General features: G+C 63.5%; 15 protein-coding genes. 5 read left to right on the forward strand and 10 right to left on the reverse strand.

Annotation, left to right across the window (positions count from 1 at the left end; translation table 11 throughout):
* Window positions 1-48 precede the first annotated feature (48 nt).
* On the forward strand, window positions 49-582 hold the full coding sequence (locus DVK00_RS15810; RefSeq protein WP_121577987.1) for a GNAT family N-acetyltransferase: 534 nt from the start codon (window positions 49-51) through the stop codon (window positions 580-582).
* Between the two features lie 58 nt (window positions 583-640).
* Here DVK00_RS15810 and DVK00_RS15815 read toward each other — a convergent pair whose 3' ends face one another.
* The 3 genes from DVK00_RS15815 to DVK00_RS15825 all read right to left on the reverse strand — a co-directional run bounded on the left by DVK00_RS15815 (window position 641) and on the right by DVK00_RS15825 (window position 4,610).
* Window positions 641-1,648 carry a sodium:calcium antiporter gene (locus DVK00_RS15815; protein WP_101350137.1) on the reverse strand — a complete coding sequence of 336 codons (1,008 nt, stop codon included), beginning with the start codon at window positions 1,646-1,648 and terminating at the stop codon, window positions 641-643.
* Window positions 1,649-1,694: 46 nt separating this feature from the next.
* Complete coding sequence (locus DVK00_RS15820; RefSeq protein ID WP_101350138.1) at window positions 1,695-2,630, reverse strand: A/G-specific adenine glycosylase; 936 nt, start codon at window positions 2,628-2,630, stop codon at window positions 1,695-1,697.
* 114 nt (window positions 2,631-2,744) lie between these two features.
* Window positions 2,745-4,610, reverse strand: a complete 1,866-nt coding sequence (locus DVK00_RS15825) for a sensor histidine kinase (protein ID WP_101350139.1) — start codon at window positions 4,608-4,610, stop codon at window positions 2,745-2,747.
* A 158-nt stretch (window positions 4,611-4,768) separates the two neighbouring features.
* Here DVK00_RS15825 and DVK00_RS15830 point away from each other — a divergent pair, with 158 nt between their 5' ends.
* Window positions 4,769-5,095 (forward strand): hypothetical protein, encoded by a 327-nt coding sequence (locus tag DVK00_RS15830; RefSeq protein WP_101350140.1) that lies wholly within the window; start codon window positions 4,769-4,771, stop codon window positions 5,093-5,095.
* On the opposite strand, the gene DVK00_RS15835 is transcribed toward DVK00_RS15830, so the two are convergent.
* The 3 genes from DVK00_RS15835 to DVK00_RS21810 form a co-directional block, all read right to left on the reverse strand.
* Complete coding sequence (locus DVK00_RS15835; RefSeq protein ID WP_121537483.1) at window positions 5,092-6,375, reverse strand: MgtC/SapB family protein; 1,284 nt, start codon at window positions 6,373-6,375, stop codon at window positions 5,092-5,094. The two genes, DVK00_RS15830 and DVK00_RS15835, sit on opposite strands and share 4 nt — an antisense overlap.
* Before the next feature lie 141 nt (window positions 6,376-6,516).
* A complete protein-coding gene (locus DVK00_RS15840; RefSeq protein WP_004518082.1) occupies window positions 6,517-6,792 on the reverse strand; it encodes a PadR family transcriptional regulator in 276 nt (91 codons plus the stop codon).
* A gap of 700 nt (window positions 6,793-7,492) precedes the next feature.
* Entirely contained in the window at window positions 7,493-7,639 is a 147-nt protein-coding gene (locus DVK00_RS21810; RefSeq protein ID WP_004518083.1) for a hypothetical protein, read from the reverse strand.
* Window positions 7,640-7,698: 59 nt separating this feature from the next.
* Between DVK00_RS21810 and DVK00_RS15845 the strand changes: the two genes are divergently transcribed.
* Window positions 7,699-8,418 carry a TFIIB-type zinc ribbon-containing protein gene (locus DVK00_RS15845; RefSeq protein ID WP_121577988.1) on the forward strand — a complete coding sequence of 240 codons (720 nt, stop codon included), beginning with the start codon at window positions 7,699-7,701 and terminating at the stop codon, window positions 8,416-8,418.
* On the opposite strand, the gene DVK00_RS15850 is transcribed toward DVK00_RS15845, so the two are convergent.
* The 3 genes from DVK00_RS15850 to DVK00_RS15860 form a co-directional block, all read right to left on the reverse strand.
* Window positions 8,415-8,900: an NUDIX domain-containing protein gene (locus tag DVK00_RS15850; RefSeq protein ID WP_121577989.1), complete on the reverse strand. Its 486-nt coding sequence runs from the start codon at window positions 8,898-8,900 to the stop codon at window positions 8,415-8,417. The two genes, DVK00_RS15845 and DVK00_RS15850, sit on opposite strands and share 4 nt — an antisense overlap.
* A complete protein-coding gene (locus tag DVK00_RS15855) occupies window positions 8,901-9,794 on the reverse strand; it encodes a bifunctional methylenetetrahydrofolate dehydrogenase/methenyltetrahydrofolate cyclohydrolase (RefSeq protein ID WP_121512252.1) in 894 nt (297 codons plus the stop codon).
* Between the two features lie 68 nt (window positions 9,795-9,862).
* Window positions 9,863-10,417 carry a hypothetical protein gene (locus tag DVK00_RS15860; RefSeq protein WP_121512251.1) on the reverse strand — a complete coding sequence of 185 codons (555 nt, stop codon included), beginning with the start codon at window positions 10,415-10,417 and terminating at the stop codon, window positions 9,863-9,865.
* A gap of 115 nt (window positions 10,418-10,532) precedes the next feature.
* On the opposite strand from DVK00_RS15860, the gene DVK00_RS15865 reads away from it, so the two are divergent.
* Entirely contained in the window at window positions 10,533-10,880 is a 348-nt protein-coding gene (locus DVK00_RS15865; protein WP_101350146.1) for a hypothetical protein, read from the forward strand.
* A gap of 18 nt (window positions 10,881-10,898) precedes the next feature.
* On the opposite strand, the gene glyA is transcribed toward DVK00_RS15865, so the two are convergent.
* Window positions 10,899-12,146: a serine hydroxymethyltransferase gene (gene glyA / locus DVK00_RS15870; RefSeq protein WP_101350147.1), complete on the reverse strand. Its 1,248-nt coding sequence runs from the start codon at window positions 12,144-12,146 to the stop codon at window positions 10,899-10,901.
* 152 nt (window positions 12,147-12,298) lie between these two features.
* Here glyA and DVK00_RS15875 point away from each other — a divergent pair, with 152 nt between their 5' ends.
* Window positions 12,299-14,386, forward strand: a complete 2,088-nt coding sequence (locus DVK00_RS15875) for a hypothetical protein (protein WP_101350148.1) — start codon at window positions 12,299-12,301, stop codon at window positions 14,384-14,386.
* Window positions 14,387-14,575 lie beyond the last annotated feature (189 nt).

The following is a 14,575-nucleotide window of genomic DNA, read 5'->3' on the forward strand; positions in this document are numbered from 1 at the left end:
GCGTGGCACCTGCTCGGAACAATCTGTCTATCCAGCGTTGGGCCACGCATGACGACCATCCGCCGAGCCTTCGACGCTGACGCCGACGGTATCCGCAGAGTCGCACGGGCGGCATGGCACGACGCCTACGACTCCCTGGAGTCCGAAGTCATCGACGAGACGATAGCCGACTGGTACGCCGACCCGCTGGGGAGCGCGCTGCACGGGTGGGCCGGTGGCGTCCCCGCCAACGACCTCGACGATATCGAGGCGGTGCTGCTGGTCGCCGAGCAGGACGGGGACATCGTCGGGTTCACACAGGGCATCACCATGCACACCATGGGGACCATGCTGCGGCTGTACGTCCACCCTGACCACCACGGCGAGGGGGTCGGGACGGCGCTGTACGACCGGCTCGAATCGATGTTCCGGGAACACGGCGTTGAGCAGTTCCGCGCGCTCGACCTGGCCTCGAACGACCGGAGTCGGGAATTCTTCGAGAACCTCGGCTTCGAGCGGGTCGAGACGCGCACGCTCACTATCGGCGGCGACCCGTACGATGAAGCGGTCTACGCTCGCGAGCTACCGCCCGCCGACGAGTAGCCCGCGCGGCTGTGGGGATCGCGGGCCTCGACGGCGGACAAAAGCGACCCAGCGCCGCTCAGATACCGCGGACTGTCTCGATGAGGCCGACGGATTCCAGGGTCATCCAGCAGACGAACACCACGTACAGGCCGAGCAGCGTGTACGCTTCGCGGTCGGTGAGTTCGAGGTCCGTCCGCGTGAAGACGATGAACACGAGCGTCGCAAAGCCCAGAAATCCCATCGTCGGAATGGCCACGAGGAAGTCGATTGTCGCCCGCCCGGCCAGCAGGACGCCGACTGGAATCGCCACTAAGAGATTGAACGTGTTGCTCCCCAGAACGTTCGTCAGGCTCGTGACACTGTCGTCGTTTTTCGCCGCCCGGACGCTGACGAAGGCGTCGGGAAGGCTCGTGCCGGCGGCGATGACAGTCAATCCCCAGAGGAACGGCGGCGTGTCGAAGATAACACCCAGCGAGAGCGCTCCCTGGACCATCCCCTCGACGCCGACGGTGATGACGACGAGGCCGACCCCGAGCATGCCCCACTCCCGGCCCGGACGGACGCTGTGGGTCTCGTCTGCGACGTGGTCGCTCGCGTCCTGCTGGTGCAGGAAGACGTAGATGCCGTAGGTCACCAGCGGGACGACGGCGAGTGCGGGGGTCAGGACGGCCGCCTGGTTCGTCCCGCCCGGGACGTAGGTCGCCCCGAGCGCGAACACGATAAAGAGGATGAGGACGCTGATAACGTAGAACTGGGCGTCCTTGTGGACGATGTCGCGCGTCGACCGAAGTTCCTCGCTCGACAGCGCCGCGAGGGCTGGAATCACGAGCAGATTGAAGATTGCGCTTCCGACGATGGCCCCGACGCCCAGCGAGAACTCGTCGTGGATGACAGTGCTGATGACGACCGAACTGATCTCCGGAAAGCTCGATCCGACGGCGACGACGATAGCACCGTGGACCGCTACCGGCAGCCCGTAGTACTTGCTCAGTCGCTCGGCGGCCTGCTCGAAGTACCCGCTGCCTTTCCAGATGACCACGGTTGCGATGACGATGAGGGCGACCGAGCCGAGCAAGCCAACCATTGGGAACGTATTAGCCACAGGGGTTCAAGATGTATGCCACTCGCGGTCAGCGTTTGAGGCGAGCGACGACTCCATCGCCGGCCCCCTCGCACTCGACCAGCCCGTCGTCTTCGAGGTCCGACAGCAGCCCGCGGAGCCACTCCCGGCCGTACTCCCCGTCGGGAGCGTAGTCGACGCGCACGCGGGGGCCGAGGTCGTCCAGCCGCAGTTCGTCGTACTCCTTCAGCGCCGAGATGACCCGGCCCCGCATCTGTCGGCGGCTCCCCTCGAACTCGGGCTGTGTGGGCACGTCCGGCGCGGTGAAATCGCCCGTCTCGTACGCCCCGCACCACTCGCGCCAGGGGCACTCCGCGCCGTCGCAGTCGGGCGTCTTCTCGCAGGCGACCCCGCCCAGTTCCATGATGGCGTTGTTCCAGACCCGTGACTGTCCCTCCGGCATGAGCGCGCTCGCGGTCGCCTCGAATGCCGAGTCGTCGTCCGGCACGTCGAAGGCGCGGTACAGGACGCGCTTGACGTTCGTATCCACGACTGCGTTCCCGTTGTTGAACGCGAAGGAGGCGACGGCGTTGGCGGTGTAGGGGCCGACCCCCATCAGGTCGCTGAGGCCGTCCGGGTCCCGGGGCCACTCGCCGTCGTAGTCCTCGACGATTTGCCCCGCGGCCTCGTGGAGGTACTTCGCCCGGTTGTTGTACCCCAGCGAGTGACTGGTCCAGAAACCCACCACGGCAGAACGGTCGGCCGCTGCCAGCGCCGCCGCAGTCGGCCAGCGGTCAAGAAAGTCTTCCCATGCGTCGACGACCCTGTCCAGCTGGGTTTGCTGACTCATCACCTCAGAAACGAGAATCTCGTAGGGGTCTGTCGTCTCCCGCCACGGGTACGAGCGGTGATCCGCCTCGTACCACTCCACGAGCGCGTCCCGGACAGCCGACGGGTCCGTGGGCACGTCTCCCGGGCGGTCCGTCGCTGTCGACTGGTCGGTCATACCCCCGCTTGGCTCTGTCCTGATTTGTGCGTGGCGGTCGGTACCGCTCGTCTGACCGTGCGTCTGGAGAGAATCCCCTCGACAGAGAATGGAATCCTGCAATAGCCGGTGATATCAGTCGTCGGCTTCGGGTCGGCCCCACTCGAACTCGGTTCCGTACCAGTCCGGCTCGTCCTCGCTGAACACGTCCGCGAACACGAACATCGCGCCGTCGGGGTAGGTCGTATCGATGTACAGCCGCCAGCCGTGGGCCTCCGCGATTGTCTTGACGATAGAAAGGCCAAGCCCGGTCCCGTCCTCGCTCGTCGTGTGGCCGTACTCGAAGATGTTGTCGACCGCGTCAGTCGGGATTCCCGGCCCGTCGTCGGCCACATAGAATCCGTGTTCCGTCAGTCCGACCGTGACAGTCACGTCCGGGCCAACGTGGTCGATAGCGTTGCGAAACAGATTCTCGAAGGCGCGTAAGAGTCGCGTCCGGTCGGCGTCGATGGTTCGACTCCCCGTGACTTCGATGCCAGCGCTTTTGTTGTCGATGTTGTCCCACGCATCGGTGACGACGGCCTCCAGCGGAACCGGAGCGGTCTCCTCGACGCTTGCTCCCTTTCTCGTCAGCGTCAGCACGTCGTCGATTATCGACTCGATACGGTCGTGTGCGTCTTCGAGTTTCTCGATGTGGGACTGGAGGTCGGCTGCATCCGTCTCCGGATCCGACAGCCGCGTCGCAAGCAGTTCGACATGTCCCCGAGCGACCGTCAGCGGATTGCGGAGGTCGTGGCTCAGCGTCGACGCGAACTCGTCCAGCCGCTCGTTCTGCCGTTCGAGTTCGCGGCTCGACCGTTCGGCTTCCTCACGAGCCGCCTGCGCCTGTCGGATCTGGCTCCGGAGCGTATCCCGCATGTTCTCGAACGCGTCGTACAGCCGCCCGATCTCGTCCTGCCGAGTGGTCGAGATATCGACGCCGAGGTCACCCTCTTTCATCGCCTGCGTTCGGTCGCGGAGCTGTACCACTGGTCGAACCGTGTGCCGTCCGAAGAGATACCCCGCGACGCCCAGCGTGACGACTGCCGTCCCGATGACAGCGAGAAATCCCTGGCGGACAAGTCGGCTGGTCCCGTACAGCGACTCGCGCTCGGCGCTCGTCGCGACCACCCACGACGTGCCGTTGACGGGCGTGTACGCTGTGACACGGTCTTCAGTTTCGATAGTCGTCGTTCGGCCCGCTGTTGCGGCCCGGAGACCGTCCTGACTGAGCGGCGCGGAACCGTCCTGACCGTCGATAAGCGGGTCTCCGTCCCCGGTGAGCAGTCGCGTTTCAAACCCGCTGCGACCGTCGTTGAACTGTCCCACCGGGACCCGCGCAACCAGAATTAGTGCCCCGTCGCCATCGGAGACGGGAGTCACAAACGCTATCGAGTGGCCGCTACCGTCCGCGTATGCCGTCGATTGCACTACTGTCTCAGTACCGGTCGTATCGTTCAACGTCGCCAGTACTGGGGACTTCCACGCGGGGTTGACCGCCCACGGAGCCCGGCCGTCTGTGCTCTGGTCAGTGCTAGCAACAACGACCTCCGAGTCGTCGACGGTGGAGACGTAGTGAAGCGACCGAACCCGTGACGACTCTGCCGTGGCTGCTGTGGTGAGGTACTGTCTGATATCTGCGGGCGTTCCAGTGTCGTACACCCCTGCAGCCGCGATAGCGATGGCATTCGTCTCGGTGGTTGTCCGCCACTGCTCGATGCTGTCGGCGCGATGCGTGGCCGACGTTTCGAGGTCCGTCGCTGCGTCGCTGACAACCCGTTTCTGTATCTGCAGGTAGCTGCCGAAGCCGACGGCTGCGAGTACGACGACGATTACTGCCAGCGCGACCGCGGATTTTGCCGCGTAGTTTCGCGCGTACACGCCCGGGAGTGCTGCGCGAAGCCGCTCTCGCAGCCCGTCGTGCTGGCCGGACCCTGCTGTCTCGTCCCCACCACCTGTCATTATCTGATCTGAACCCTTCAGTGGTCGACCGCTACCAATCGTTATGTTCAACCCATGATATAATTTATCATATGATATACTGGCGTAGACACGTGTTTTGACGGAGCGGCCTCAGACGAGTCGTAAGGGGTTTCCTCGCGCTCGACGTCTCCTTTCGTATGAGCCTCGAAGATCTGCAGGATGATATCGAAGCGGCGTACGGCGACTTCGACGACGAGTTCGAGCTGTCCATCGACCGTGAGACACGCAACGAACTCGCGATGCTGTCAGTCGCACTCGACCCAGACGATCCGGACGAACTCGTCAGGCGCGCGGTTCATATGCTGTTTCAGTCGACCGTCGACCGTGGGACACTTGATTTCCACCTCCGGTCGAGTTACGACTGCACGTACGACGAGTACCTCTCAGGGATGACCTTCGACCAGATGACCGGGAACGACTTCCCCCAGCAACAGGACAAGGACGACCGGCGCTACCAGTTTTAAATCAAGAGCCCCAGCGCCAGCACTGTTGCGACACCGAGGACGACCGAACTCCAGAATGCGACACGGGTGGCGAAGGCGCGGTTCGGTCCCGGGGCGGTCAGCGCTGCTTTGATCATGATACTGGCGGCCGTCGCGATCAGGATGGCGACCATCGCCGTCGGTCCGTCGATAGCGCCGCCGCGGTACAACAACACGGCTGAGGTCGTCGCCCCGGCACTGGAAACCAGTCCGCTGAGGGCCGACGTGACGTAGAGACCTGCTGTTCCGAACTGCGTCTCTGCGAACCCGCCAGCGACTACGACCAGCAGAAATACCCCGCCAAAAGCGAGCGCATTCCGTAGAGAGAACGGGCTTTCAAGCCCCATTTCGACCGTCTCGGACCAATCTGCGGTGTATGCGGCGACAACGACACTGCCGACAATGACGGCCCCAAGCGGAACAACTGCCTCGAGTAAAACGCCGCGCTCGACGGTGAAGAACACGGTAATAAGGAGATTCCGGAGCGCCATCGCTGCGTCGGCCAGCAGAATCGCGGCAACGGCATACGAGGTTGCGTCCGGCCGCTGTCGAACGTGGTCGAGCATCGTGCCGACCACCGCCGTCGACGACGCGAGACCGCCGAAAAAGCCGGTGACGGCGATGCCGCGGCCGCCGTACGTCTGGACGATGGCGTAGTTGACGATGCCGATGCCGGCGACGAACACCACCATCAGCCAGATGACACGCAGTTCCACGGTCACGTCGACCAGTCCGCCAGGCAGTTCGACCGGTTCGGACGGAAGCAACGGGTAAATGACGAAGGCGATGATGGCGAACTCCGTCGCTGAGCGTAGTTCCTCGCGAGTGAGCCCCCACGCAAGGGAGTGGAGTTCCCGCTTGAGCACCAGTAGCAACGACGAGAAGACGGCGACCGAAACGCCTTCGAGAATGAACCCCTGTGCGACCAGTGCCCCAATGCCGTATGCGACGAGCATCGAGACAGATGTGGTCAGCGATAGCCCCTCTTCTTCCGCACTGCCGAGGAGCCCCTGCACTGCGAGCAAGATCCCCTGCACGATGACCAGGACGCCACCGACGACGAGCAGCGCCTGGCTCTCGACCAGCGTGAACACCGCAGCGAGCAGGCTAATCAGCGCGAACGTCCGAACACCGGCCGACTTCTGTGACCACTCCCGTTCGAGCCCCAGAAACATCCCAAGCGCCCCCGCGAGCAGGATTCGAAACACTGTCGTCTGAATTGGGACCGGAGAGAGCTGCAAAAGAATCGACATAGAGCACATACGTATGACATAAGTTAACAGTTGTTGGTTCCGGGCATGTGTTTCTCGTTCGGCAGTCAGCGGTCGACCACCGGTACAAGCCAGCGATGTGTCTCGTCGCTACCCGGGAACGACAGCCTTACCAGCGGCGGTGTGACCTCGTTACAGGTCGACGTACTGGTCTTCCCACTCACGGCGGGCGTCGATTTCGCGACGCCCGCGGCGCGTGAGGGTATAGAAGTTGGTCCGGCGGTCGCGCTGGCCCTTCTCGACGAGTCCCTTGTCGACAAGCGTGTCGAGGTTCGGATACAGGCGACCGTGATGGATCTCCTTCTCGTAGTACGCTTCGAGTTCCTCCTTGATAGCTAACCCGTGGGGCTCTTCCCTGCCAGCGATCACGTAGAGCAGGTCACGCTGGAATCCTGTCAAGTCGTGCATCGATTCTCCTATGTAATGATTTAGTATCTATACTGTTAAATATATCGGCCCAGAGAATTTGATATAGTTTCGGCATCTCTAGGTGTCGAATTTTCTGTATGTAGGCCCTCAGTCATCGTTTTGTCCATACGGTAAATACAGTCAGTATATCATCATTCTCCGGAAACTGATGGCAGCCGTATTATTTGTCACTGTAGGTTACAGTTGGCAGAAACACGCCTGATTGTAGTGGAAGGAGTAGTCAACCCACCGTCACCGTGTCACATCTCAGAACGATGACCGACCTCTGACAATACGATCACATCAGCGCAGGGGAACCACCTCGCGGCACTATTACCGGTGAACTTGGGGTGACAGTCGCGCATGGTGGTCAAGGGCGGCGTCACCGAGGTCAGCATCGAGGTTGAACTGGCGCGGCACACGCGGCGGACACACAACTGTCTATCGAGCGCGTCGTATCGCCGAGCAGTTACGTTTCAGAGACACAGAAGTCACTTGTATTAGACTGTTAGCAGCGAAGTAAGTGGAAAGCGGTCGCGAAAAACGCGACCGCTTGCCGCCCTGAATTGGTCCCCGCTGACGCTTCGGCCCTCCAAGCGAAGCGTCACTTGGTCGAATGGGGCAGAATAACTTAAAAGTACCGGCCCCGTCCAGCAGATGTTAGTTATCGAAGTAGATGTGAATGTAAGTTGTAACTAATTTAGATATGTTCCTCCTCAAGCACCCATCCGAGTGCCCGCTTGTAGTGAGTGAACATCATCCGGACCCGCTCGTGGTTCATCTCCTCGTCGTCTAGCTGTTCAACAAGGAACTCGTACTGCTCGCGGATCTCGTCTTCCGAGCGCATACGTGGGCGTAGACAGCCCGCACGGAACAATCTTGAGGGCTGCCCTCTCACTATGTCGTATGAAAGTCCGCGGGGAGCGCGAGTGTCAAGACTGTGGCACGCGGTGGCGGTACTACGAGACCGGAAGCATCGCCTGTCCGGACTGTGGTAGCATCCACAGCGTCGGGATCGACGAGCACACCGAGCACACGGATACACCAACCACGCTCGACCTGACGCCGGTACGGAGCCGAATCGACGCGGACCCGACACGGGAGATCGCTGACGCGGCAGCGGAGCGGTGCCGAGAGTACACGCGCAAGCGGGGGTTCATTGACGCAGGCGAGCTTCGACAGTTTGACCGGACGTTCGTCGCCGCAGTCGAACTCCAGCACATCGGCGCACACCTCACGCGGGAGTTGCGCAGCGGCGACCCGGCCGAGCGGTACTTCTACGAACTGCTCGGCGGGGCTGACGACGGCAATCGTCCGGCCGTCGAAGACGTCCCGTCGGCGCTTCGCGTGCCGTACGGTTTAGCGATGGCGGCCGCTGTCGACAGCTATCAGCGGGACGTACGGACGTATCTGGACGCTCACCCGGACCCCACAGCACGACAGCTCTCCGGGCGGATTCGCGACCACCGAAAGCGGGTCGAGGCGCTGGACGGCGACGTCGACTCCGCGGACGCCAACCGTCTCGTTCACGCGGCCCGGGACCTGGGGTCGTACATCACCGGTGACGAGAGCGCCTTCGTCAGGGCCGAGAACTGGCTCGCTGGAATCGAGGACGACACCGTCTAACCCCTGAGTCGCCGGAGCAGCGGCTCGTCTAGGCAGTCCGACGGCACCGACCTCTTCCACGCCGCGGTCTCGATGCCCTCGTCGTCGAGCCCCGGGTCCGACGCGAGCGCCGTCGACGCGGGCGTGCCGCGGTAGGTCCCGAAGAAGAACGTCGCCTCGCGCCCGCCGTCGGTCACTGTGACCTCGGTGACGGCGGCCAGTCCGTCGACGGCGATGTCCACCCCGGTCTCCTCGCGCACCTCGCGGCGCACGGCCGCTCGGCGGGTCTCGCCGGCCTCGACGCCGCCGCCCGGGAGCTTCCACGTGTCGTCCTCGTAGACGAACAGCACGCGGTCGTCGGGGTCGGTGACGAGCGCACCCACTGCCCAGTGGCAGCCGCGCTCGGCGCGGGCCCGGACCGCATCGACGCCCGCCGCGTCGGTCTCGCGGGTCACACGCCGGGTGAGCACGTCACGGTTCCGGAAGGCCGCGAGCGCCGGCATTCAGGGGAGGTCGACGTCGATGTCGTGTTGCAGGCCCGTCGCTTTGACCGTGTTGTACAGCAACATCGCGCGGGTCATCGGGCCGACGCCGCCGGGGACCGGCGTGATTGCGCCAGCGACCTCCTTCGCGCTCTCGTACTCGACATCGCCGACGAGTTCGTACCCCTTCTCTGTGTCGGCGTCGACGCGGTTGATGCCCACGTCGATGACCGTCGCGCCCTCCTGAATCATCTCGCCGTCTATCATCTCCGGGACGCCGGCCGCGGCGACGAGGATGTCCGCGTTTCGCGTCCGCTCGGCGAGGTCGTCGGTCCGGGAGTGACACACCGTCGTCGTCGCGTTGCCACCCGGGGCTTTCTGGATGAACAGGTTCGCCATCGGCTTGCCGACGATGTCCGACCGGCCGACGACGACGGCGTCCTTGCCCTCGGTGTCGACGCCGGCGCTCTCGATGAGCTTCTGGACGCCGTGGGGCGTGCAGGGCTTGTAGCGGGCGTCGCCGGCGACAAGTCGGCCAACGTTCTCCGGGTGGAAGCCGTCGACGTCTTTCATCGGGTCGATAGCCCGGAGGACCTCCCTATCCTCGACGTGGTCGGGGACGGGCATCTGGACCAGAATGCCGTTGACATCGTCGTCGGCGTTGAGGTCCTCGATTGTGTCGTACAGTTCGGCGGCGTCCGCGTCGGGGTCGATGTCAATGTCGATGGCCTCGATACCGACCTCTTCGCAGTCGTCCTGTTTCATCGAGACGTACGTCTCACTGGCCGGGTCCTCGGACATCAGCACCGTCGCTAGCGACGGACGGTGGCCGGCGTCGGCGAGGCGGTCGATGGACGCGACCAGGTCGTCCCGAATCGACTGTGCGACGGCGTTGCCGTCGATAATTTCTGTCATTAGGTACAACGGCGGCACGGGGCGGTATGAACGTCCCGGATTTCGGCCAGCCGCCACAGCGACCCTGCTCAGGGACAGTCCGACTCGGCGACCGACTTCCGCTCGGCCCCCTGCCGGATGGCCCGTGTCGCGCCGTCCGGGACAGCCACCGTCATCGCCTGCCCGCCGTACCCGTGGGTCTGGTCGTGGCCCCGGACCACCACGCATGCGACATCGCCGGGAACCGCAATCGTCTCCGAACGGGTGAACGGAGTCGTCGAGTGAGCGTGCAGGAGGTCCCGGCGGCCGAGTCGGTCCCCGGCCAGCGTCTCGACCTGCCACCAGTCCGCGTAGCCGTCCTCGCCGTCGTCGTCGTGATACAGCGTCACGTCGAACCGATAGTCCTGCCCCCCGCTGTTCGTCACGGCCACGTCGGTCACGTTCGCTTCACGCAGGTCTAGGTCAGAATGCTCGGTTCCCTCCGTCGGGGTCAGAGCGGTCGTCGTCGGTTCCGTGGGCGGCGTCGTCCCGGTTTCGGACGGCTGCGAGTCTGGGCCAGAGCCGCTGTCACAGCCGGCGAGCGCGGTAACTGCCGCCACGCCCGCAGTCAGGACCGCGCGACGCGTCCTGTCGGTCTCGGTCACGCTGAACGCAACGGTGAGTGTGGTGAAAAAACAGCGGGCACGCCGGAGTGCTCGGACGAGCGCGTCGTCGGTAATCAGGGTATACGTTCATGCTGTCAGCCATCCATTGTGTCTCATGGTTGTCCGACGCCTCTTGGGCCTGCTCGTCAGCGAAACGAACAGAGGATCGAGCCGAAAAATCGGACGAATCCGGCACAATGCCGTCGAAATCGTCACCCGTCCGTTTCGGATGCTCTACTCTATCGTGTTCATGACGGTCCTGTTTGGCGTTCTCTACACGATATTCTACGACAGCGGAGCGGTCGCCGCCGTCAACGCCGCGGAAGGGGACGCGGTCGGGATGGCACTGGCGTTCCTGCCGCCGCTACCCATCCTCGCGCTTATCGCCGTCGCGATGGCGGTTCTGGTCCCGCTCACGATGCTGTTCAGGGACGTCAGTGACGAAAGCCGGTACCGCCGGTAAAACGACGGTCGGGACCGCTCAGTCGTACAGCGTGTACTCGTCGGTCATCTCGTCCACACGGTCGCTGACTTCCGCGACGACATCGTCGTCGTGGGGAGCGTCGACGACCTTGTAGATGAGGTCCGCGACTTCGCGGCAGGCGTCCTCGTCGAAGCCGCGGGTGGTGAGCCCGGGCGTGCCGGCGCGGATGCCCGAGGGGTTGAACGCCGAGCGGGTCTCGCCCGGAACGGTGTTGGCGTTGAGGACAATGCCGGCTTCCTCCAGCGCTTCCTCGACTTCCTTGCCAGTGGTGTCGGGATGAGACGGTCGGAGGTCAATGAGTACGAGATGGTTGTCCGTGCCGCCCGAGACCAGCGAGAGGCCGTGCTCTTTGAGTCGGTCGCCGAGCGCGATGGCGTTGTCGACGGTCTGCTGGGCGTACTGCTCGAACTCGGGGGCCAGCGCCTCGCCGAAGCCGACAGCCTTGCCGGCGACGTTGTGCATCAGCGGGCCGCCCTGAGAGCCGGGGAAGACGGCGGCGTCGATGTCGTCGGCGTACTCCTCGTCGCACATGATGATGCCACCGCGGCCGGCGCGGATGGTCTTGTGCGTCGATCCCGTGACGAAGTCTGCGACGCCGACCGGCGACTCATGGACGCCGGCAGCGACGAGACCGGTGATGTGGGCGATGTCCGCAAGGTGGTAGGCGTCGACCGCATCGGCGGCCTCCTGAATCCGCTCGAAGTCGACCTCCCGGGGATACGCGGAGTAGCCCGAAACGATGATGTCCGGCTCGAACTCCTCTGCGTGGTCGCGGAGACCCTCGTAGTCGATGTAGCCGGTTTCCTCGTCGACCTTGTACTGCTCGACCTCGTACACCTGACCGGCGAAGTTCGCCGGGTGGCCGTGCGAGAGGTGGCCGCCGTGAGTCAGGTCGAGCGAGAGAATCTTGTCGCCGGGTTCGAGGACGCCGAGATAGACGCCCATGTTGGCCTGCGAACCGGAGTGTGGCTGGACGTTGACGTGGTCCGCACCCCACAGTTCCTTCGCGCGGTCGATAGCGAGTTCCTCGACGTCGTCGGCGTACTCACAGCCGCCGTAGTAGCGCTCGCCGGGATAGCCCTCGGCGTACTTGTTCGTCAACTCGGAGCTCTGTGCCTCCATCACAGCCTCGCTGACGTGGTTCTCGCTGGCGATCATCGCCAGCGTGTCGTTTTGCCGGCCCCGTTCGCCCTCCAGAGCGTCCGCGACTGCCGGGTCCGCTTCCCGGACGGTTTCGTAGCTCATGTATCCGAGTCAGGACCGATACGACAATAATCTACCCTTTGGTCCCCGCGTGTGTGACAGTCTTATTCCGCGTCCGGTGCTGAATATGGTTGGCGATGAGGCCGTGCTGACAACCGTACGTATATATCAGATGACGTTCCACATATTCACATATGGTCACCTGGGGGGTGGCAGGCGAGCGGGTGGGCCGGGACGGCGGTGAAACGCTGGACTGGGATGGGGAAACGGTCGACCCGACCGCACTGGTGCACCAATTACACGATCGAGAAGTCACAGACGGCGAACAGTTGCCACACACTGTCGACGACTGTTACAGTGGGTCCGTCACCGAGTTGGCGCTGCCGGCAGTGGATGCCACGGTAACCCGAGTCGGCACTGACACGGATGCTGAGACGGTTGATTCACCGACGACGCTTGAGACAGGAGAGTACCTGTTGACGATGCAGGCCCGTGCTTCGGATAGTGGCCAGGAGTCGCCGCTTGGCATCGTTGACGACATTCGGATCCACGTCCGCTTCGACGGTCCGGCGTCGCTCCACTCGGCCGGTGTTACCACTGTGCTTGCCTTCCGGGAACCGACCAGTATAACCGTCGGGTTCGTCTGGGAAACGAACGCAGAGCGGCCGCACCTGCAGGTCCCTGCGACGCCCGCAGGCCTTGCAACGGCGGTCACCCATCTGGGCGGGGCCCATCACACGATGCAGCCGTCCCGCTCGCACCCAGAACTCCGCGGACACCCGCCAATAGTCACGACCGGTGAAACGACCCGTATTCCCGAAACGGTTCGACAGAACCGTCCCGAAACCGGAATCACACTCTATGTTCCGGAGTGCGAGGCGGAGCTGCTCGTCAGCGCACCGCTAGCCTACTATCTCGGGGCGGACGTGGTGGTTGAGTCACGGGATACCGCGCTGTTGACGGCCGAAGGCACGTCTGTGAACCTCTCCTTTGACGCCTGGCCGTCGTTACAGGCCGGCGTCGCGGCGCTACTCCGCAAGGTGTTCTACCTCGACTGTCAGGTCAGACGCGTCGACCCGGCAGAGAGCGGCCCCCGTATCACGTCGGCGCTCTCACTCGACGCGGAGACGCTTCGGTCGCTGTCGCCAGCTGGGCGGCTCGAGCGATACATCGAGGTCTCCGACGAGGCCGTGCGCTCGATCCTGCCTGAATGGCCCCTTTCGACGTACGTCTCGCCGAAACCGGAACGGGTCCGCTGTCTCCCGTTCCTGCTCGACCGGCTCAGCCTCATCTACCTGCCGGACAGTTCCCGGCTCGACCGGGGAGAGCTTCTCGACAGGACGCTGGCGGATTCGTATCTGAGTCGTGGGTCAGCCGAGCGTCCGCCGGTTATCGAGCCGAATCTGCGCGAAGGGCAGTTGCACTCGTGGCTCGCGCCAGGGAACCCGATAGACGCGTGCAAAACGCCAGCGGAGGCGTACCTCAACCGCTACCGGATTCAGAACCGGGATGCCGACAGTCAACGGGTCGCGGTCGTCCTCAACGATGAGGAGATGGCCGACGAGCACACGGAAGTCACAGAAATATACCGGGCAGCGGACCTACCAATGGACGTCCAGGTCAGCAAGCTGCTGTCGGTCAACGAGCTGGCCGACGTGTTCCGACAGCCGGCCGATTTCGTCCACTTCATCGGCCACTGCGACGAGGAGGGACTGCGCTGTCCCGACGGTAACCTGGCACTGGCATCGCTATCAGAGGCCCGAACACAGACGTTCTTCCTGAACGCCTGTGGCTCCTACGATGAAGGGCTTGACCTTGTCAAACAGGGCGCGGTCGCCGGCGCGGTGACACTTACCGACGTGTTGGACAAGCACGCCGCCCTAGTCGGGACGGCCTTCGCACGGTTGCTCAGCAACGGATTCAGCATCCAGCGTGCGCTGGAACTCGCCCGTCGGCGGATAATGATGTGCAAGGACTACGCGGTCGTCGGCGACGGGACCTACTCAATCGTTCCCAATCCTGCACACCCAGCGGTCGTCTGGCTCTCCGAAGGGGAGACAGGCTTCGACGTAGAGTGTACGGTCGTGTCCCCGGAACGGCCCGGTGAGAGCTACCGGCTACCGTTCGACGACAGCGCCGCCCTGAACGGCGAGCAGACGAGCCATTCGCTCAGCGTTTCCGAGTTGGCCGACACGCTGAGCCAGACGTCACTGCCTGTCATCTATGACGGGGAGTTTCACTGGTCCGACGACCTGGCCGCGCGCCTCCGGACGGATTTCTGACGGAACCCCACACTGCCGGGCTCCGAAAGCGAAACCGAGGCGGCTGCAACCGGTTCAGCGTCCGGTCATCAAGTAGTCACAGTAGGTCGCTACTTTGTATTCACTTTGCGTATTAGATACTGTGCTGAAATCGCGGGTTTGCAGAACGGAAAGCAGAGAGACAGCCATTTGTTCTACCGGTTTCATGCG

Origin of the sequence: Haloarcula sp. Atlit-47R, from assembly GCF_003665985.1 — an archaeon.
Classification (GTDB): domain Archaea; phylum Halobacteriota; class Halobacteria; order Halobacteriales; family Haloarculaceae; genus Haloarcula; species Haloarcula taiwanensis.